15 protein-coding genes and 1 other RNA gene are annotated in these 18401 nt (G+C 61.7%); 8 read left to right on the forward strand and 8 right to left on the reverse strand.

Annotated elements, in window-relative coordinates; all coding sequences use genetic code 11:
- The first annotated feature begins 105 nt into the window (after positions 1 to 105).
- Together A9762_RS09385 and ssrA are read left to right on the forward strand one after the other, a co-directional pair.
- Positions 106 to 4098 (forward strand): DUF748 domain-containing protein, encoded by a 3993-nt coding sequence (locus A9762_RS09385; RefSeq protein WP_069341771.1) that lies wholly within the window; start codon positions 106 to 108, stop codon positions 4096 to 4098.
- A 29-nt stretch (positions 4099 to 4127) separates the two neighbouring features.
- Positions 4128 to 4499, forward strand: a transfer-messenger RNA (tmRNA) gene (gene ssrA, locus A9762_RS09390).
- 243 nt (positions 4500 to 4742) lie between these two features.
- On the opposite strand, the gene A9762_RS09395 is transcribed toward ssrA, so the two are convergent.
- Positions 4743 to 5102 carry a hypothetical protein gene (locus A9762_RS09395; protein ID WP_069341772.1) on the reverse strand — a complete coding sequence of 120 codons (360 nt, stop codon included), beginning with the start codon at positions 5100 to 5102 and terminating at the stop codon, positions 4743 to 4745.
- A 239-nt stretch (positions 5103 to 5341) separates the two neighbouring features.
- Complete coding sequence (locus A9762_RS28500) at positions 5342 to 5665, reverse strand: hypothetical protein (protein WP_139133146.1); 324 nt, start codon at positions 5663 to 5665, stop codon at positions 5342 to 5344.
- 586 nt (positions 5666 to 6251) lie between these two features.
- Between A9762_RS28500 and A9762_RS09400 the strand changes: the two genes are divergently transcribed.
- The 4 genes from A9762_RS09400 to A9762_RS09415 all read left to right on the forward strand — a co-directional run bounded on the left by A9762_RS09400 (position 6252) and on the right by A9762_RS09415 (position 9031).
- The gene (locus A9762_RS09400) at positions 6252 to 6527 is read left to right on the forward strand and encodes a hypothetical protein (RefSeq protein ID WP_069341773.1); all 276 of its coding nucleotides are present in this window, start codon (positions 6252 to 6254) and stop codon (positions 6525 to 6527) included.
- A gap of 270 nt (positions 6528 to 6797) precedes the next feature.
- The gene (locus A9762_RS09405; RefSeq protein ID WP_069341774.1) at positions 6798 to 7367 is read left to right on the forward strand and encodes a TetR/AcrR family transcriptional regulator; all 570 of its coding nucleotides are present in this window, start codon (positions 6798 to 6800) and stop codon (positions 7365 to 7367) included.
- Positions 7368 to 7420: 53 nt separating this feature from the next.
- Positions 7421 to 8269 (forward strand): SDR family NAD(P)-dependent oxidoreductase, encoded by an 849-nt coding sequence (locus tag A9762_RS09410; protein WP_240493491.1) that lies wholly within the window; start codon positions 7421 to 7423, stop codon positions 8267 to 8269.
- Between the two features lie 51 nt (positions 8270 to 8320).
- Positions 8321 to 9031 carry a semialdehyde dehydrogenase gene (locus A9762_RS09415; RefSeq protein WP_069341775.1) on the forward strand — a complete coding sequence of 237 codons (711 nt, stop codon included), beginning with the start codon at positions 8321 to 8323 and terminating at the stop codon, positions 9029 to 9031.
- On the opposite strand, the gene A9762_RS09420 is transcribed toward A9762_RS09415, so the two are convergent.
- The gene (locus A9762_RS09420; protein WP_069341776.1) at positions 9028 to 10116 is read right to left on the reverse strand and encodes a linear amide C-N hydrolase; all 1089 of its coding nucleotides are present in this window, start codon (positions 10114 to 10116) and stop codon (positions 9028 to 9030) included. The genes A9762_RS09415 and A9762_RS09420 overlap by 4 nt on opposite strands.
- 84 nt (positions 10117 to 10200) lie before the next feature.
- Positions 10201 to 10899 (reverse strand): LysE family translocator, encoded by a 699-nt coding sequence (locus tag A9762_RS09425; protein ID WP_240493492.1) that lies wholly within the window; start codon positions 10897 to 10899, stop codon positions 10201 to 10203.
- Between the two features lie 256 nt (positions 10900 to 11155).
- Here A9762_RS09425 and A9762_RS09430 point away from each other — a divergent pair, with 256 nt between their 5' ends.
- Positions 11156 to 12055: a LysR substrate-binding domain-containing protein gene (locus A9762_RS09430; protein WP_069341777.1), complete on the forward strand. Its 900-nt coding sequence runs from the start codon at positions 11156 to 11158 to the stop codon at positions 12053 to 12055.
- A gap of 79 nt (positions 12056 to 12134) precedes the next feature.
- On the forward strand, positions 12135 to 13430 hold the full coding sequence (locus A9762_RS09435) for an MFS transporter (protein ID WP_069341778.1): 1296 nt from the start codon (positions 12135 to 12137) through the stop codon (positions 13428 to 13430).
- A gap of 18 nt (positions 13431 to 13448) precedes the next feature.
- On the opposite strand, the gene A9762_RS09440 is transcribed toward A9762_RS09435, so the two are convergent.
- The 4 genes from A9762_RS09440 to A9762_RS09455 all read right to left on the reverse strand — a co-directional run bounded on the left by A9762_RS09440 (position 13449) and on the right by A9762_RS09455 (position 18058).
- The gene (locus tag A9762_RS09440; protein ID WP_069341779.1) at positions 13449 to 13916 is read right to left on the reverse strand and encodes a hypothetical protein; all 468 of its coding nucleotides are present in this window, start codon (positions 13914 to 13916) and stop codon (positions 13449 to 13451) included.
- Positions 13917 to 14138: 222 nt separating this feature from the next.
- Entirely contained in the window at positions 14139 to 15545 is a 1407-nt protein-coding gene (locus A9762_RS09445) for a cytochrome c (protein ID WP_371442683.1), read from the reverse strand.
- An 11-nt stretch (positions 15546 to 15556) separates the two neighbouring features.
- Positions 15557 to 17332 carry a GMC family oxidoreductase gene (locus A9762_RS09450; protein WP_069341780.1) on the reverse strand — a complete coding sequence of 592 codons (1776 nt, stop codon included), beginning with the start codon at positions 17330 to 17332 and terminating at the stop codon, positions 15557 to 15559.
- A gap of 3 nt (positions 17333 to 17335) precedes the next feature.
- Positions 17336 to 18058 carry a gluconate 2-dehydrogenase subunit 3 family protein gene (locus tag A9762_RS09455; RefSeq protein WP_069341781.1) on the reverse strand — a complete coding sequence of 241 codons (723 nt, stop codon included), beginning with the start codon at positions 18056 to 18058 and terminating at the stop codon, positions 17336 to 17338.
- Between the last annotated feature and the right edge of the window lie 343 nt (positions 18059 to 18401).

Below are 18401 nucleotides of genomic sequence, written 5' to 3' on the forward strand. Positions count from 1 at the left end.
TCATCGCTATCCAGCACCGGGGCATCACATACCCCGGCGCTGGGAATGTCCCGCCACGCTCCAGGGGCGTGGCGTATGCTCCACGGGCTACTTTCGGGAGACCGCATGGCCGAGCAAGCGAACGATCGCAAACCAACCACGGAATCATCCGCAGACGGCAACCGTCTGCAACAGGGGCTCGCCCGCGCACAGGCGCTCGGGCGCGATCCCGACGTGCGCCGCCGCGCGCGCAAAACCGGCCTGTGGGCCGCCGGCATCATCGCCGTCTTCGGCGTCGTCGGTTACTTCACCGTCCCGGCGGTGCTCAAGCATTACGCTGTCGACAAGCTCTCCGCGTATCTCGAACGACCGGTCAGCGTGGGCGACGTCAGCTTCAATCCCTATACGCTCCGCCTCGATTTGCACAAGGTGCATATCGGCGACAAGACACCCGGCCAGCCCTTTGTGGATATCGGCGAACTGCGCGTGAATGCATCGTGGAGCTCACTATTTCGCTTCGCGCCGGTGATCGGCGAGTTGTACCTCGACACGCCCGTCGTCAACATCGTGCGAACCGCACCGCAGCGTTTCAACTTCTCGGACATCATCGATCGGGCAACGTCGGGGCCGCCCTCGCCTGAGCCGTCCAAACCCGCGCGCTTCGCGCTGAACAACGTTCAGATCAAAAACGGCACGATTCGCTTCGACGACAGCTTCCAGAACGAAAAGCATGTGGTCGACAATTTGCAGGTTGGCGTGCCTTTCATCGCGAATCTGCCAGCGGACGTCGACATCTTCGTGCAGCCCCTGCTGCAGGCCTCCATCGATGGCTCGCCGCTGCACATCTCGGGTCAGACCAAACCGTTTGCCGATTCACTGGAATCGACCGTCGACATCAAGCTCGACCGACTCGATGTGCCAAAGTATCTCGGCTACTCGCCCGTCACGGTCCCGGCACAGATCAAGAGCGGTGCCATCAGCACCGATCTGAAGTTGCGCTTCACGCGTGACAAGGACGGCAATCACGTACTGCTCACCGGCACGGCCGGATTGGCCGACGCCGTCGTCAACGAAGCTGACGGATCGCCGCTTGTCGCGGTCAAACAAGTCGACGTGACGCTGGGCAAGGTCGAACCGCTGAATAACGTCTATCACGTAGACAGTGTTCGGATCGACGGACTGGACCAGCACGTCACGATGGAGAAAGACGGCACGATCAATGTCGTGAAGGCTCTCCTTCCGCAACGTCCGGTGCTCAAGGCCGTTGGCAAGGCCGTCGATCAGGCGGCCGCATCGCCTCAGGCCAGCGAAGCCGCCAAGTCGGCACCGAAGGTTGCAGCGGAGCAAACCGCCCGCCCGGCCACGCCGGCATCGGCCGCTGAAGCGGCACAGGCGAAGGCCGACGCCGCCGCGCAGCCATTGCCACTCGACCTGTTGGTCGGTGAAGTCGCTCTGGTCAACAGCAAGTTGCGTTTCACCGACGAGCGCGGTGCGAAACCCGCAAGCGTTTCGCTCGAAAACATCCAGATCGGGGTGAAGCAGTTCTCGACGCTGGGTAAAGATCCGGCTACCTACGATGCTTCGCTCGGCATCCAGAGTGGCGGCTCGCTCAAGGCACACGGCCAGTTCAGCCTGCCGGCATACAACGCCAGCGGCGAACTCGACGCCCAATCGATTGCGCTCGCCCCCTTGCTGCCGTTCGCACAGGGCGCGCTAGCCGGTGATCTGAAGAGCGGCACGGTAGGCGCTCACGCCAAGTTCAGTGCGGCCTTCGCACCGGACAAGCAGCCGAACGTACAAATCGAACCGGCCACGGCGACGCTGGAAAAGATCGAATGGCTCACGGGCCAGAAGGGCGACGCACCGCTCAAGCTGGCGAAGGCGGAAGCCAAGCTCTCGCACTTCGATCTCGGCGCCCGTCAGGCTATCGTCGACGAAGTGACCGTCAGCGGGCTCGACGTTGCGGCGCGTCGCGACAAGGACGGCAAGATCAACCTGCTCGCGCTGACGGGGGACGGCCAGCCGAAGGCATCCGTGAGTAACGGCGGTGGTGCCAACGCACGTGTCGGCACGGAGCGCGGACGCCGGACTTCGGCCAGAGCATCTTCGGCATCGGGTGCGCAAGCCTCGGCCGGTGGATGGCAATGGAAGGTCGGCAAGGTTGCCGTCGAGAACGCAAGCATCGGGTTCGAGGACCGTGCCGTCAAAGGCCGGCCGATCAGTGCGAAGTTCGCGCCGCTCAACATCAAGGTGCAAGGCGCGTCGCAGGACATGACCAAGCCCTTGCAGCTCGAAGTCAACGGCACGCTCAACAAGAAGGGTTCGCTCAACGCGACCGGGAATATCACGCCGCAGCCGCTGTCGGGCGACCTCCAGGTCAAGACGCAACAACTCGATCTGGCCGCCTTCGATTCGTACATGAGCGACGAACTGAACGCGAGCATTGCAAGCGCCTTGCTGTCCAGCAACGGACGCGCGACGTTTGCGATGAAGGGCGACACCCCGCAGGCCACGTACCGCGGTGACGCGACGCTCGGCAACGTCCGTCTGCTCGACAAGGTGACGACGGATGACTTCGTGCGGTGGAATGCCCTGTCGGTGCAGCAGATCAATCTGGCGGTGGGCAGCGGCAAGCCGAACGTTCAGTTGGGCAGCGTTGCCCTGTCGCGCTTTTACGCGCGTCTGATCATCAACGCCAACGGTCGTCTGAATCTGGCCGACGTGGTCGGCAACAAGGAAGCGCCCCGCTCGCTCACCCGGGCAAACGAAGGCATTCCGCTGGATGCGGCGTCCGCAGCCAAGCCACCGCTCGATGCGGCCGCGTCAGCCGTAGAAGCCGGACAACCGACCGAGGTCGAGAAGAAGGAGCAGACGCCGGGTAAGACGACGGCCGAGCGCGGGCCGGGCTACGGCACCGGCAAGGCGCTGCCTGCGGACGTCCACATTGGGCGTATCACGCTGCAAGGCGGCAACGTCAACTTCACCGACAACTTCGTCAAACCAAACTACACGGCCAATCTGACGGACATCGGGGGACGCATCGGCGCCTTTGGTACGGCAACGACGGACCCTGCCGAGGTTGCGTTGCAAGGCAAGGTCAACCGCAACGCGCCGATCAACATCAACGGCAAGATCAATCCGCTCGCGCCGATGGCGTTCGTGGATCTCGGCGCGAAAGCCGATGGCATCGAACTCACCAATCTCACGCCGTATTCGACGAAGTATGCGGGCTACCCCATCGAAAAGGGCAAGCTCACGGTCGACGTGCACTACCTGCTCGATCAGGCCAAGCTCACCGCCAACAATCACATCTTCATCGATCAATTGACGTTCGGCGACCGCGTGGAGAGTCCGACGGCCACCAATCTTCCGGTGCGTCTGGCGGTATCGCTACTGAAGAATTCGCGCGGCGAAATCGATGTAGACATTCCGATTTCCGGCTCGCTGGACGACCCGCAGTTCAGTCTCGGCGGTGTGATCTTCCGCGCGTTCGTCAACCTGATCGTCAAGGCGGCCACAGCGCCGTTCAGCTTGCTGGCCTCCGCCTTCGGCGGTGGTGATCAGGAACTCGGCTACGTTGAGTTCGCCCCGGGCAGTGCGCGTCTGAGCGCAGAGGACGAGAAACGTCTGGAAACGCTGGTCAAGGCGCTGAACGATCGTGAGGCGCTCAAGCTGGACATCGTCGGTCGCGTGGATCCGGCCAAGGACACCGATGGGCTGCGCAGCGTGGCCGTCGAGCGTGCGATCAAGGCCCAGAAGGTCAAGGCGATGGTCGGCAAGGGAGAAAGCGTCGACGTGGACAGCATGCAGGTGAGCCCGGAAGAGCGTAGCAAGTACCTCACGGCGGCCTACAAGGCAGCGGATTTTGCGAAGCCGCGCAACATGATCGGATTCGCGAAGTCGCTGCCGGACGACGAAATGGAAAAGTTGATGGAGACGAACGTCAAGGTCGGCGACGACGATCTGCGGGCGCTGGCGGAGCGGCGCGCTCAGCGTGTCCGGTCATGGCTGGACGGCAAGATCGCATCCGACCGGCTGTTCGTGGTGGCACCGAAGCTCAACGCTGATGGCATCAAAGACAAGGGGGCGACAACGCGCGTGGACTTCGCACTTAAGTGATGCATTTGTGTCATAATCCCTAGTCCACAGGGGCCGACATGGTTTCGACGTGGGTAGCGAAGCGATTCAGGGCATACCGAGGACCCGTCACCTCGTTAATCAATGGGAAATTAAGTAACTGCTAACGAACCTCGTTACGCACTGGCAGCCTAAGGGCCGCCGTCCTCTGCCTAGTTCACTGACGGACTAGTGTCGCAAGACCGGTAGCAATACCGCCAGAGGTCATATACGTCAGATAAGCTTTGGTGGTGCCGCGACGCCAGAGTCGAAAATTTAGTGGATCGCTGCTGCGTAGCGTGTTCGTCCGCGACAAAGCAGTTAAATCAAATGACTGAACTAAGTATGTAGAACTGATCGTAGAGTGCTTGCGGACGCGGGTTCGATCCCCGCCGGCTCCACCAATATGCTGACTGTCAACGACAATGAAAGACGGTCAAAAACCTTGTAAAAGACGGGCCCTTCGGGCCCGTTTTTCATTTCTGCGTCGTTGTCGCTGGTTGCCGTTGGTTGTCTGAGAAATGGCACGTAAACGGCACGCGGCGGTGGAGTCCTTCGGCGTATCCGCTTGCAGAAAGACAAAGGGGCTGCGTGATATCCACGCAGCCCCTTTTGTCTTTGCACCAGCAGCAATTGCGAATGTGGCCTCACTTCCATCGCTCAAAGTTAAGGTACTCCCCGAACCGCGCCCTCACTCCGTGCTGCGCTTGCTCAGAAAACCATATCCGTAGCTCGTAGTCGTCTTCGACATCTTCCGGCCGCATTACGCCGCGATTGCTCATGGCTCGGTTGTAGTATGTCTTAAGTTTGTAACCCGCCTTGTGCATTTCACCGCAGTAGTCCGCCAACTCCTTACCGAAGAGAAATTCGGTCTGATCGAAACCGTTAACAAACTTCAACCACGCGTCGCCGTTCCATTGCGGGGCGTCGCTCGTCAGGACGTGAGACGCAAAGCCGGAAACGTTTAGAAAGATCGCGTATCGACGTTCGAATAGATCGAGGTTCAACTTCGCTCGAGCAACCTCGTACTGTCGAAAAGCAATATAAGCGGCAATTCCACCGATAACTAGTGCCACAAATGCAGCAGGAAGCCCTTTCGCGATGTCTGGCCACGCCCGGGCCAGCAGATCAACACACGTACACACCGGTTCTATACCCCATAGTTGTTTGTAGTTATGAAGAGAGCACCGTCCCATAACTGTTACTCAGTCAGTGGGCGTCCCTTCCCCCCTTTTCCCATCTGCCCTCAAAAAAATATCTTGAGCATTGAATCGACGACCTGTGCTAGTGCGGCAATACAGGCACTAATCGCAGCGTAACGATTCCACTTCGATTGAACATTCATTGTTTCTAGGATGTTGACGGCAACACCGTCTCTGCCAATAACTGTAAGCCCCCCACCTCCCGCGTTTCGTCGCTGCGCCTCCGCGTGCGTTACTTGCGCTATCGCCGAGCGCCACCACAGGTATGCGGCGGCGGCACCGGCAACTAGCGATACGACATTTACTAACAACTGACAATTCAACATAGGTGTCCTTATGGAAATTTGTTGCGGCGATTCTACTTGCATGAGCTTCGTGCATGAAAGTGCACACTTCTTATTGCACCCTGAAATGCTCTACCGCGCCTGTATTGGCAGCCCTCGGCGGCTAGCGCTAAGGTGCATAAAAAGTGTTGTATCAAGCGCGCAGGCGTGGCGGGGTCATGACCGCGCGCGCAGGCGGTTGGGGGTGGGGTCGGCCAGCGGAAAAGGCGGGCGACAACGCGCCTGCCAGCCCGCCCAACAGGCCCGGGCCTAGCAGGCAGGGGGAAGCCTAGGCCGGAGCGACAGCTCGCTGCGCCACACCTACGCGTCGACGCTGCATCAAAGGGAGAATCCCTAGTGGGTCGCCAATCAGATGGGCCATGTGGACGTCGCGATGATCCTCCGGCACTACGGGGAGTAGATTCCAAACAGCCGGCACAGCAACGGATATCAGCTTGTGAACGATTGGTCAGTACATCATGCGAATTCGGAATCGGATACGCCACAAAAATCCGTCAATGATCGGCAAAGCAATCCTATTTACACTTTTTATGCGCAAAAATTTAAGGCACTTATGTGGTTAATTTTAATTATACCCTTCTCATTCCAAAACAAATAATAAACAATCAAAATGTCTTTTGATATCACAAAGTACTTTGTTTTTGAAAGTGGAAATATCAGTATCGAAGAGACAATCTGGAAAACCTTGACTGAGAATGAAGATGAAGATATCGCCACAGCTGCGGTTTCATATGTGATGGAAACTTTGGCAAACGACGGATACGTCAGGGTTTTTAACAATAAGGGCCTTATGCACAATTGGAATCGTCCGGACGATTTTCTCGGACCAAAGGATGAAATTGCAGAAATTCGCTCTGACCTCAAGCTCAGCCCGATGAATGTCTGAGTCGCAAATACGGCACGCGAACGGCACCCAGCCGCAAGAAAAATCTGCAATCCCTTTCTGAGCAAGCGTGTGCGTCCAACACTGCGCCGGTTCGATCCCCGCCGGCTCCACCAATATGCTGAATTAACGGACCCTCTCGGGTCCGTTTTTCTTTTGTGCGACGCCCGGCACGCGCCACGGCAACGCCACCTCCTGCCTCCCCTCACTTGCCATCCCCCAACGCCATCCCTATAATTGAGCAATTACTCATTTATAATTCCTGAAAGTTCGATGGCTCGCCCTCTCAGTCCGGAAAAACGCGATGCGCTCTTGCAGGCAGCCATGATGGCGGTGGCCGAGCAAGGTGTGCTGGCCACCACGGCCGTCATCGCCAAGCGGGCGGGCGTCGCCGAGGGCACCCTGTTCACTTACTTCGAGAACAAGGAAGTGCTCTTTCAGGAACTCTATCTGCACCTCAAACGAGAGATGGCAGCGGCCATGATGCCGGGCTATCCGCATCAGACCGATGTCCGGCGCCGCGTCGAGCATGTCTTTCAGTGCTACGTCGGCTGGGGGCTGGATAACCCCGCCGGGCGTCTCGCCGTCTCACGCTTGCTGGCGTCGGGCCGGTTGACGGACGAAACCCGTGCACAAGGCGCCACCCTGTTTCTGGACATCCCGCAAATGATGGAAGCGGCCGTACGAGACGGCACCCTGCTGAACGCGCCGATGGCCTTTCTCTACGCGATCATCGAGCGCATCGCGGACACCACCATCGAATCCATCGAGAAATCCCCCGCCGACGCCGCGCATTACCGGCAGATCGGCTTCACCGCGGCGTGGCGCGCAATCACGCCGTAAGTTTTTTTGTCATTTAATTGCGTGAGTACTCATTCATTTTATTAAGAGGTGACATGATGTCGAAGCAAACGTGGTTCATCACTGGCGCGTCAGGCGGTCTGGGTTTGGCGCTCGCGGAAAAGGTGCTGGCCGAAGGCCATCGTGTGATCGCGGCCGTGCGTCGCGTCGATGCCCTGCAAGCACTGCAACAAGCATGGCCCGACCAGCTTCAGGTCGAATCGATCGACGTGACCGATGTCGCCCGAGTGCAGGCCGTCGCTGCCCGTTATCCGGACGTCGATATCGTCGTGAACAACGCTGGCGGTGCCGTCATCGGCGCCATGGAGGAAATGACGGAAGCGCAGATCGAGCAGCAAATTGCGCTCAACCTGCTCGGCCCGATCCACGTCACGCGTGCCTTTCTCGGCACCATGCGCGCACGTCGTCACGGCACCTTCATTCACATCACGAGCGTCGGTGGACGCACCACTTTCCCCTGCTGCGCGCTCTACCACGCGGCCAAATTCGGCCTGGAAGGATTTGCCGAAGCCGTGAGTCTGGAGACGGCCGAGTTCGGCATCAAGACGATCCTCATCGAGCCCGGCTCGATCCGCACGAACTTCCTCGCAAACATCCAATGGACGACGGAAATCGACGACTACCGCACGGGTGCCGTCGCCAACTTGCGCACCCTCGTCAAAACACACGGGGACGAAGTCGCCTCCGGCGATCCGCTCAAAATGGCAGACGTCATCTACGGCGTCAGTCAGATGGCCGAACCGCCGCTGCGCACCGTGCTTGGCGCAGACGCCTACGAGGTCCTGGAAGGCACCTACGCGCGCAGCCTTGATGCCTTGAAAGCCCAGAAGGACCTCGCCGCCTCAGTGACCCTCGAAGGTCGCGTCGGTTTTCATCCACAATAAGACCGGCTCGTCCGTCACCACGCATCTCGATATGAGCAAGGGAGTGAAATCATGCGCATCGTACTGATCGGCGCGACCGGCATGGTCGGTCAAGGCGTGTTGCGCGCCTGCCTGGCCGCCCGCGACGTCACCGAAGTTCTGGTGGTCGGGCGACGTCCGCTGCCCGCGGGTTACCGTGATCCGCGTATCCAGGTCTTCACCTTGCCGGATCTCGCGGCATTCAAGGCAGACGATCCGGCGTTCCGCGACGTCGACGCCTGCTTCTTCTGTGCCGGGGTCTCCTCCTTCGGCATGACCGAACCGGCCTATCGTGCGGTGACGTACGACCTCACACTCGTCGTCGCGAAGGCGCTGCTTCAGACAAGCCCCAACATGACGATGGTGTACGTTTCGGGTGCCGGTGCCGACAGCAGCGAACAGGGCCGCAGCATGTGGGCACGCGTGCGCGGCGAGACCGAGAATGCGTTGCAGCGGTTGCCGTTCAAGCGGGTGGCCATCTTCCGTCCCGGCGCGATCCTGACGGAAGATGGCGTGGAATCACGCACGGCCCTCTACCGACGGCTGTACGTCGTGCTCAAGCCGCTGTTGTTGCTGGCGCGCTGGATATCGCCGTCGAGCGTGCTCACGACCCGCATCATCGGCGATGCGATGCTGGGCACGGTCCGACACGGCGCCCCGCACGCGATTCTCACGCCGGCCGACATCCATCGGCTCGGCAGCGCGAACGCGACGAACGCAGCGACCGAGGCAAACACCGTTTAGGTCGCCTTCCCCGTCTTCAAGCCGAGGAACGAGAACGGTGGCGCGACCTTGAAATCGGCGGACACTTCGCCATTGAACGTGTTGCGCTGATCCTTGCCGAGATCGAGTCGCTTGACGGGCGCACCGGCGGCGAAGTCCACCTTCTTGAGGTCCACCCAGAACGTGTTGGGCGTCAGGGCCGACTCGAAGAAATAGAGCATGCGCTTGTGGTCGACCACCGTGCGCCAACGGGTCGACGAGATATTGGGCTCATCCGGGGTGGTGATGCCGTAAGGCACCGAGGCATTGCGAATCACGCTGAATACGCTCGCCAAGGCCTGCACCGGATCCTCGCTCTTGGGAATCGCGTTGATGTAGAACGAGGCACGCGCAAAGCGATCGGAAGCGCGGTTCGTTCCCGGCAGGAAGGTCGTGCCGCCGATCTGCTTCCAGTACGTATTGAGCGCGAGCTGCTCGTCGAAGATCGGTGAGTTCGTCATCACCTGATACTGCTTGCCGTGATGAATCACTTGCCGGCCGTTGATGTACTCGATGATCGCGCTGTCACCCGTTTTGTCCGACATGGACAGATGCAGCGTGGTGAGCCGATCCTCGCCCGGCACATTGTCCGTCACGACGGTGAACGGTTCTTTCGCCAGCGCCGTCACGGCTTCGTCCACCGTCGCAAAGTTATCGAGCACGTACTGCGCCCATGCCGCGATCGTCAGCCCGGGCTTCGAATCCTTGTCGAACTTCGGATATTGCGACTCGACGAGCCACAGCAACTGTGCCGACAGCCCCTTCTCATTGACGCCGTCAGTCGTCGATACGTCGTAGCCGGTGGCCACCACGCTGCCGTACTTTGCCGTCCAGCGAATGGAGTTCGGACCGGCTTCACCGGTGCGCGCAATGCCACGCGGCAATACGTAGAGATTGGTCGCGACGTCGAGCTTCCAGTCCATCGACCGGGCAGTGATGACGTCATCGTTCGCCCCCAGATAGACGACCCGGGTGCAGGCAAGTGTGGAAATCGGGGAGAGAACGAGCGCGGCAGAAGCGACAGCGGCGACCAGACGGGGCAATGCCCCGACGAGCTTGGCAGGCATGGCGATACCTCACGTTAGGGGGAAGGATTCGCAAGAACCGTCAGTATAACGATGGGAATGCGCCCAGTCCGCCCGCCCGACGTGTCACTCCACCAGAATCGGATAGAGCGACGCCACGAGTAGCGCCGCCGCCACACCGTTGAAGATGCGTACCGAGCGCGCGTCGGTCAGCACGCGTCGCATCGCAACGCCAAAGCCGGCCCACAGGCCGATACAAGGGGCACCGAGCATGCCGTAGATCACGGCGAGCAGCGCGACGTCCGGCAAGTGCGACGCGTTGGGCAGATAGGTGCTGATCGCCCCCACCGCCATCACCCACGCCTTCGGATTGACCCACTGAAACGCAGCCGCGCCCAAGAAGCCCATCGGACGCTCACGTCCCCGGCGCTCATCGTCCATCGGCCCCGAGCGGGCCAGATGCCATGCCAGCCACAGCAGATAAGCCGCGCCGACATACTTCAACAACGTATGGATGACTGGAAAGCGTACGAACACCGTATGCAGGCCCGCGCCCGTCAGAAACACCATCAAGGCAAAGCCGAAGGCGATCCCTGCCAGATGCGGCAGCGTACGGACAAAGCCGTAGTTGAGCCCTGACGTGAGAATCATCATGTTGTTCGGCCCCGGGGTCACCAGGGTAATGACAGCAAAGGCGCAGAAGGCCAGCAATTGTTCGGTCGTCATGATCGTCGGTCTGAAACGGGTGCCATAGGCACGGCCTTCGGCAAGCGCATAAGGCAACGCGCGAAGCGGCCCACGGAAAAGCACGCGGAGCCACAGCATAGGCACGCGTATCGCCGCGCACCCGGTACAGTTCGCCGAATCCCTGTGGGCCTGTACCGGACGCCGTCCATGACAGTTAGCGCCGCCCCGTCGGCACGCAGTCATCTACCCCTGCATCCCAAGGGATCGCGCTGTCCACAAGCGTCACGGTCATGCGAGAATCGACGCACGCCGTCGACGTCACGCTTCGACGCCAGCCCCCGACTCCATCGACACTGCCCGAACGGACGCCTAACGAACGCTCGACACTCACCCGATGCCGCCTCGTCTGCCACCGCTGTCTGCCCTGCGCCTGTTCGAGGCCGCAGGACGCCACCAGAGTTTCAAACGCGCCGCTGCCGAACTCCATCTCACGCCAAGCGCCGTCAGCCACGGCATCGTCGGGCTGGAGCAAGCGCTGGGCGTCGCGCTCTTTGTGCGCTCCCCGCAAGGGCTCACGCTCACGCCCGAGGGCGTGGACTACCTCGCGTACGTCACCGAAGCGTTCTCGCTGCTGCTCACCGGCACCCGTCGCCTGCCCACGCCGGATGCCTCACGCGCCATCGCCATCACGTGCGCACCGACGCTCGCCTCGCGCTGGCTGCTGCCGCGTCTGGACATGTTCATGCGGCGCATGCCCGGCGTCGACATCACGGTCGACACGTCGCGCCGCCAGGTCGGCTTTCCCACCGACGGTTTCGACTTCGCCATCCGCCTGTCGCGCGCCCCCGTGGCCAGCGACACGTGGCATCGACTCTTCGGCGAACGGTTCGTGCCGGTGTGCAGCCCCGCGTACCACGCAATGCATGCGGACGAAGACGGCAATATCGACCTGCGCAAGGCCACACGCATCCACGTGGGCAGCGCCAGCGAGGACTGGCAGGTCTGGGTCGAAAGCGCGGGGATCGACGATTTCGACACGCGCGGCGGCCTGACCTTCGACAGCATTCAGATGGCCTTCGAGGCCGCCATGATGGGCCTGGGCATCGTGATCGGCCGCCGTCCGCTGGTCGACGAATACCTGGCCAACGGCGTACTCGTGCCCGCGCACGGCACCACCACGCAATCGCAAGGCGCCTACTGGCTGATCTGCGCCCCGGACATCGAACCGCACCCCGAATGCGTGGCGTTCCGCGACTGGGTCATCGATCAGGCAGGCACCCATCAAGGTGAATAAAATTCACCTAATGTCACACACAACTCCTTTGCCAGACGGGGATTTCATTGCGAGACTACGGTGAGGAGGACTCATCACCATGTCGCAAACCCCGATTTCCGCATCACCCTCGTTGCAGGGTCGCGTCACCCTCATCATTCTCGCCGGCGCGCTGGTACTCAGCGCCGCGATGGGCACCCGACAGACGTTCGGCCTGTTCATCAATCCCTTCTCGTACGATCGCGGCGTGCCTGTCACGCTCGTGGCATTCGCCATCGCATTGCATAACCTCGTGTGGGGCTTCGCCCAGCCGTTCGCGGGGGCCATGGCCGACCGTCACGGGCCGGCGCCCGTCGTCGCAGCCGGTGCGCTCGCCTTCGCCGGCGGGCTCGCGATGGCCGCGCTGGCGCCGTCCGGCGTCTGGCTCGTGATCGGGCTGGGGGTCCTCGTCGGGTTGGGGATCAGTTGCACGACGTTCGGTGTCGTGCTGCCCGCCGTGAGCCGCGCCGTCACGCCCGAGAGGCGCACGATGGCCATGGGTCTCGTGAGCGCGGGCGGCTCGCTCGGACAGGTGGCGCTGGTGCCGGTCGCGCAAGGGTTGCGCCAGACGTATGGCGTGTCCACATCGCTCTTCGTGCTCGCGCTGGTCCTGTGCTGCGCCGCGCCGCTCGGCCTGTTCATGACGATGCAGCGCCGCAGCAAGACCGCAACCGCCGGGACGGCGTCAGGCGCCACGCCCACACCGGCGACATCGCCCGACGAGGCCGAGCACGTCTCGCTACGCAACGTCCTCCATCAAGCGTGCACGCATCGTGGCTATCAACTCCTGACGCTGGGCTTCTTCACGTGCGGCTTTCAGCTTGCCTTCATCGCCACCCACTTGCCCGGCTATCTGTTGATGTGCCACATGCCGATCGGGCTCGGCGCGACCGCACTTGCGCTGATCGGGTTGTTCAACATGCTGGGCAGTTGGGCCTGCGGCTGGCTGGGCGGACGCTATCGCCAGCATCATGTGCTCGGCTGGCTGTATCTGATTCGCGGTGCGGCCATCGCCATCTTCTTCCTGCTGCCCAAGACTGACACGAGCGTCGTGATCTTCGCCTCGGTGATGGGACTGACGTGGCTGGGGACGGTACCGCTCACGAGCGGACTGGTTGCGAAGGTCTTCGGCACGCGGCATCTGGGCACGCTCTTCGGCGTGTGCTTCATGAGCCATCAGGTCGGCTCGTTCCTGGGGGCGTGGCTCGGCGGCTTCGTGCTCGACGTCACCGGTTCGTACAACCTGCTGTGGGCTGCGACCGCGATTCTCGGTGCAGTCGCCGCAGCGCTTCACTTCCCGATCGACGACGAAAGCATCGTGCCGCCGCTGCGCCAACCGATGCCCGCAAGCGCTTGAGCGACATCGCAGACGATGTCACAGGCGATGCGCGCTCGCGAGACGGAAGATTTTCGTCCAACGTTGTGCGAGCGCGCGGCCGGACATGGGCACACGCCAGCTCGGCTGCGCATTGTGCGCGAGGTCGAGCGTGAGGGACCACTGGCCGCCCTCACTCACGGGATGCGCGGACGTCACATCCGAGAACACGAAGCGTGTCTCGCGGCCGTCGACACGCAACGTGCCCATCTTGCGGTCGGCGTCGAGCGTGAGTTCACCCCAAGCGCCCGAGACACTCACCAACCGCTTACCGTCACGTCGCACGCCATGCACGGCGCGATAACGGCGTACGGCATCGACGACCAGCCACACGACGATCAGCACGCATACGACAATCGTCGCGACGGCCGCCAGCGTACCGAACTGCAACGCCACGGCCGCATACAGACGCACTGCGCCGTAGACGATGCCCGCCAGTACAACGAGCGCCAGAAGAATGAACGGCACTGCGGCCTCCTCACATCGAAAACGATCGGCAACGAAAAAGCATAAAGAAAAGCTCCGCCAGTCGATATGACCGGCGGAGCTTCATTTCATCACAAGCGCGACATCCGTGCCGACGAGCGTCAGCCGGACTTCCCGCCGGGTGCGTCTGTCGCACCTGTCGTGTGTCTCACGGCGAGAGACACGACGCGAGATACGACACGAGACACCGCACGCGTGGCGCGATCATCGTTGCGGCTGCGGCGCGGCACCGACGTCCTTGCGGACTTTGGCGACTTGCGCGGCCGTCACGGCGGGCGCCTTGTTCCCCCAACTGGAACGCACGAACGTCAGCACGTCGGCCACATCCTGATCGGTCAGACGGTCGTCGAAGCCGGGCATGGCGTAATGCGTCGGCGCCGACTTCGTCCAGGGCATTTCGGCCCCGCGCAGCACGATATGGATGAGCGACGTCGGATCGACCGAATTCACCGTCGAGCTGAGCGCCAGCGTCGGGAATGTCTGCGTGTACCCCTTGCCTGTGCTGCGGTGACACGCCGCACAGTTGTCGAGGAACGTCAGCGCCCCATTGCTCTTGTCGGAACCCGCACGCAGCGCCTTGGCGACGGTGTCGTCGTAGGCCAGCGCCTTGGCGTTCGGATCGACCGGCTTGAGCGTCTTCAGGTACTTCGCGACCGCCGTCAGGTCGTCGTCGTTCATGTGCTGCGTGCTGTGCTGCACCACATCCGACATGCCGCCGAAGGCCGCCGAGTGGTCATTACGTCCGCCCTTGAGGAACGCCGTAATGTCACCTTCGCTCCAGTTGCCCAGCCCGTCGGTGACATCGCCGCGCAGGTTCTTCGCGAGGAAGTTGTCGACCACGCCGCCCGACAGGAACGCCGTGCTGTCATCCGTCAACGCTTTCTCCTGCAACGCGAAACCACGCGGGGTGTGGCATGCACTGCAATGGCCGAGCCCTTCGACGAGATAGCGGCCCCGCGCGATCGGATCGTTGTCCGTCGATGCGGCGTCGGCGGCGACCGCCGGTGCGAACATCTTGCGCCAGAACGACAACGGCCAGCGCATCGACATCGGCCACGGGATATCCGTCGCCTTGTTCGCCTGCGCGACCGGTTGCACGCCGTTCATGAAGTACGCATAGAGCGCTTTCACATCGGCCGGACGCACCTTCGCGTACGAGGTGTACGGCATGGCCGGGTACAACGTCGAGCCATTCTTGGCAATGCCGTGCCGTACGGCGCGGTCGAAGTCTTCGAGGCTGTAGCTGCCAATGCCGGTGTCCTTGTCCGGCGTGATGTTCGTCGAGTAGATCGTGCCGATGGGCGACGCGATCGGCAGGCCACCCGCGAACGGCTTGCCCTTCGGCGCCGTGTGACAGGCGGCGCAGTCGGCCGCACGCGCCAGATACTCGCCCTGACGGACGAGTTGCGCCTGCGGGTCGTTCGCCGCCGGTGTCTGGGGCTGCGTACCAGCGTCCATCGTTACGGCGGGAACGGCAGGCGTCGGCACCGGCGAGACGGCTGCGCCCGAGGGCGCGGTCGCGTTCTGCGCCCACACGGCAACCGCCGCGAGCGCGAGGGTGCTGGCGGCCAACACACCGGCAGAGCGCTTCATCATCGTTTTTCGGATCATGATGGCGCTCCTCAGGCTTGCACCAGCGGGCCGGCGTTCTTGAGGTACTGCTCGCGAATTGCCTTCGCGGACCAGTACGCCAACGCCGCCACCACGCCCGTGGGGTTGTAACCCATGTTCTGCGGGAACGCCGAAGCGCCCATCACGAACACGTTCGACACGTCCCAGCTTTGCAGATACTTGTTGACCACGCTGTTCGACGGATTCGTGCCCATGATGGCGCCGCCCGTCGTGTGCGTGCTCTGATAGATCCGCGTGTCGTAATGCGTTCCCTTCTTGCGGATGGCGCGGAACACCTTCTCCGGATTCATCGCACGGCCGACTTCTTCCATCCGGTCGCCCATGTAACCGAGCATGTTGTACTCGTTGTCGTGCCAGTCGAAGGTCATGCGCAGCAACGGCACGCCGTAGGCATCCTTATAGGTCGGATCGAGATCGAGACACGCGTCGCGATACGACATGACCGAACCGGAGATGCCGATGGTCATGTAGCGCTGATACGCGTCGGCAATGCCCGCCTTCCATTTGCTGCCCCAGGCCGGCGTGCCCGGTACGGTCGGCGTCATCTTGATCGGACGTCCGCCATAGCGGATGTGACGAATGCTCGCGCCCCCCACGAAGCCCAGCGGCCCGTGATCGAACTGGTCGCCGTTCAGGTCGTCCATCGACACGCCGCCGGCGCCGGTGCCGACGAACGGATTGAGTTGCGTGCCCTTGGGCAGCAGCACGTTCACGGCACCGTTCATCTGATACGCGTAGTTCTTGCCGACAACGCCCTCGCCCGTCTTCGGATCGTACGGCTTGCCGATGCCGGAGAGCAGCAGCAGACGCACGTTGTGCATCTGGTAGGCCGCCATGATGACGAGATCGGCGGGCTGCTCGACTTCGCGACCCTGCGCGTCGATGTACGTCACGCCGGTAGCCTTCTTGCCGTCGCTGTCGAGATTGACCTTGACGACGTACGAATGCGTGCGCAATTCGAAGTTGGGCTTCTTGAGCAGCACCGGCAGAATGGTGGTCTGCGGCGACGCCTTCGAATACATGTAGCAACCGTAGTTCTCGCAGAAGCCACAGAAGTTGCACGGCCCGAGGCGCACGCCATAGGGATTGGTGTACGGCTCGGACGTGTTTGCCGCCGGCGCCGGATACGGATTGAAGCCGACCTCGCGGGCCGCCTTCTCGAAGAGTTGTGCGCCGTAGGTGTTCTGCAGCGGCGGCGTCGGAAACTCGCTGGAGCGCGCCCCTTCGCGCGGGTTGCCGCCCGGCACGATCTTGCCGTTCAGATTGCCGGCCTTGCCCGACGTGCCGAACACTTTCTCCGCGAAGTCGAAGTGCGGTTCCAGTTCTTCGTAGCTCACGCCGAAGTCCTGAATCGTCATGCCTTCGGGGATGAATTTCTTGCCGTAGCGCTCTTCGTAATGACTACGCAGCTTCAGCTCTTCCGGCAGGATCCGGTAGTGCATGCCGTTCCAGTGAAAGCCCGCGCCGCCCACACCGTTGCCGAGCAGGAACGAACCGTTCTGGCGATACGGCACGGCGAGGTCGTCCGGCGTATGACGAATCGTCACCGTCTCGCGCGCCAGCTCCTGAAAGAGCTTGCCGCGCACCGAGTATTCCAGTTCGTCGATGACCTTGGGGTACTGCGCGTCGGTGGGGGTGTCGCGCATGGCGCCGCGCTCGAGCGCCACGACATTCAGTCCTGCGTCCGTCAGTTCCTGGCCGAGAATCGCCCCGGTCCAGCCGAAGCCCACGATGACGGCGTCGACCTTATCTTTCTTGATTGCCATGACTTAGCCCCGCTTTCCGGAAATCGACACGGGCCCGTAGGGATATTTGACGTTGGGCTGGTCCACCCAGTCCATGAAGTCGGCACGCGCGCCGGGGAACCCGACAAGTTTCCAGCCGACCATGTCCTTGTTGCCGCCGTGAATCGGATCGGAGAGGAATCCTTCCTTCGTGTTGGCCAGCAGGTAAGAGAAGAAGGTGCGCGCAGGCACGCTGTCGAACTCGATCTTCGCGTGCTCCAGGTCGCCGAGCACGGCCTCCTGCGTCGCGTGATCGAGATCGGCGAACGCCTTGTTGTACTGCTTCTTGCAGTGGGCGTCGCACGCGGCAATGCCATGACGATAGATATCGCGCGGCACGAGGCTCAGCTGATAGCCCATCTCGGGCGGCTGATCGGTGTGGAACGGACCCTGCATGTACCAGAGCTTGCCGTGACCGAACGGCGTTTCCATCTGACGATCGATGAACTGCGGCACGTCGGCTTGCAGTGCGCCGGGGCCAAGATCATCGGCGGGAATCAGACGGTCGACGGCAGCGTTCACGAAACGCCATTCGTCAGCCGTGAAGTATTTGGGTTCGTACGATTTGCCGGAGGCGGCGGCGGGGGCAGCAGTTTCGCTGCTACAGGCGGACTGGGTAAGCGTCGCACCGGTGGCGAGAGTCGTGGCAGGCACGATCGCCAGCACCTGGCGCAGAAAGCGCCGGCGCGGTTCCTTGTCCTGTGACATGGAGTTCTCCGTTTTGTGGGGGACGAATCACGCATGACAGTCAAGCGACAGCACACCATGCGTGAAAAAAACCAGACTGGCTATTCACCTCGCATAGCGGTATTAACAACGCGGCCATTCTACTGACAAGTTACCTACATGGCAAAGAAACGGCACCCGACGCACCAATCGCGCAACTTCTTGATTAAAAAGGCTTGCAGATAATTAAAATATTTACTATTACGCGTGCGCGCAGGGTTTCGCGTGACAAAATGGAGCGCGCATCGCGGAGGTTTCGCCGACGACGCAACGCGTCGGAGTCCTGCGCAAGCGACGTGCGGGGCGTGCCAAAAACAAAAAACCG

Origin of the sequence: Pandoraea sp. ISTKB, assembly GCF_001721285.1 — a bacterium.
Classification (GTDB): Bacteria; Pseudomonadota; Gammaproteobacteria; order Burkholderiales; family Burkholderiaceae; genus Pandoraea; species Pandoraea capi.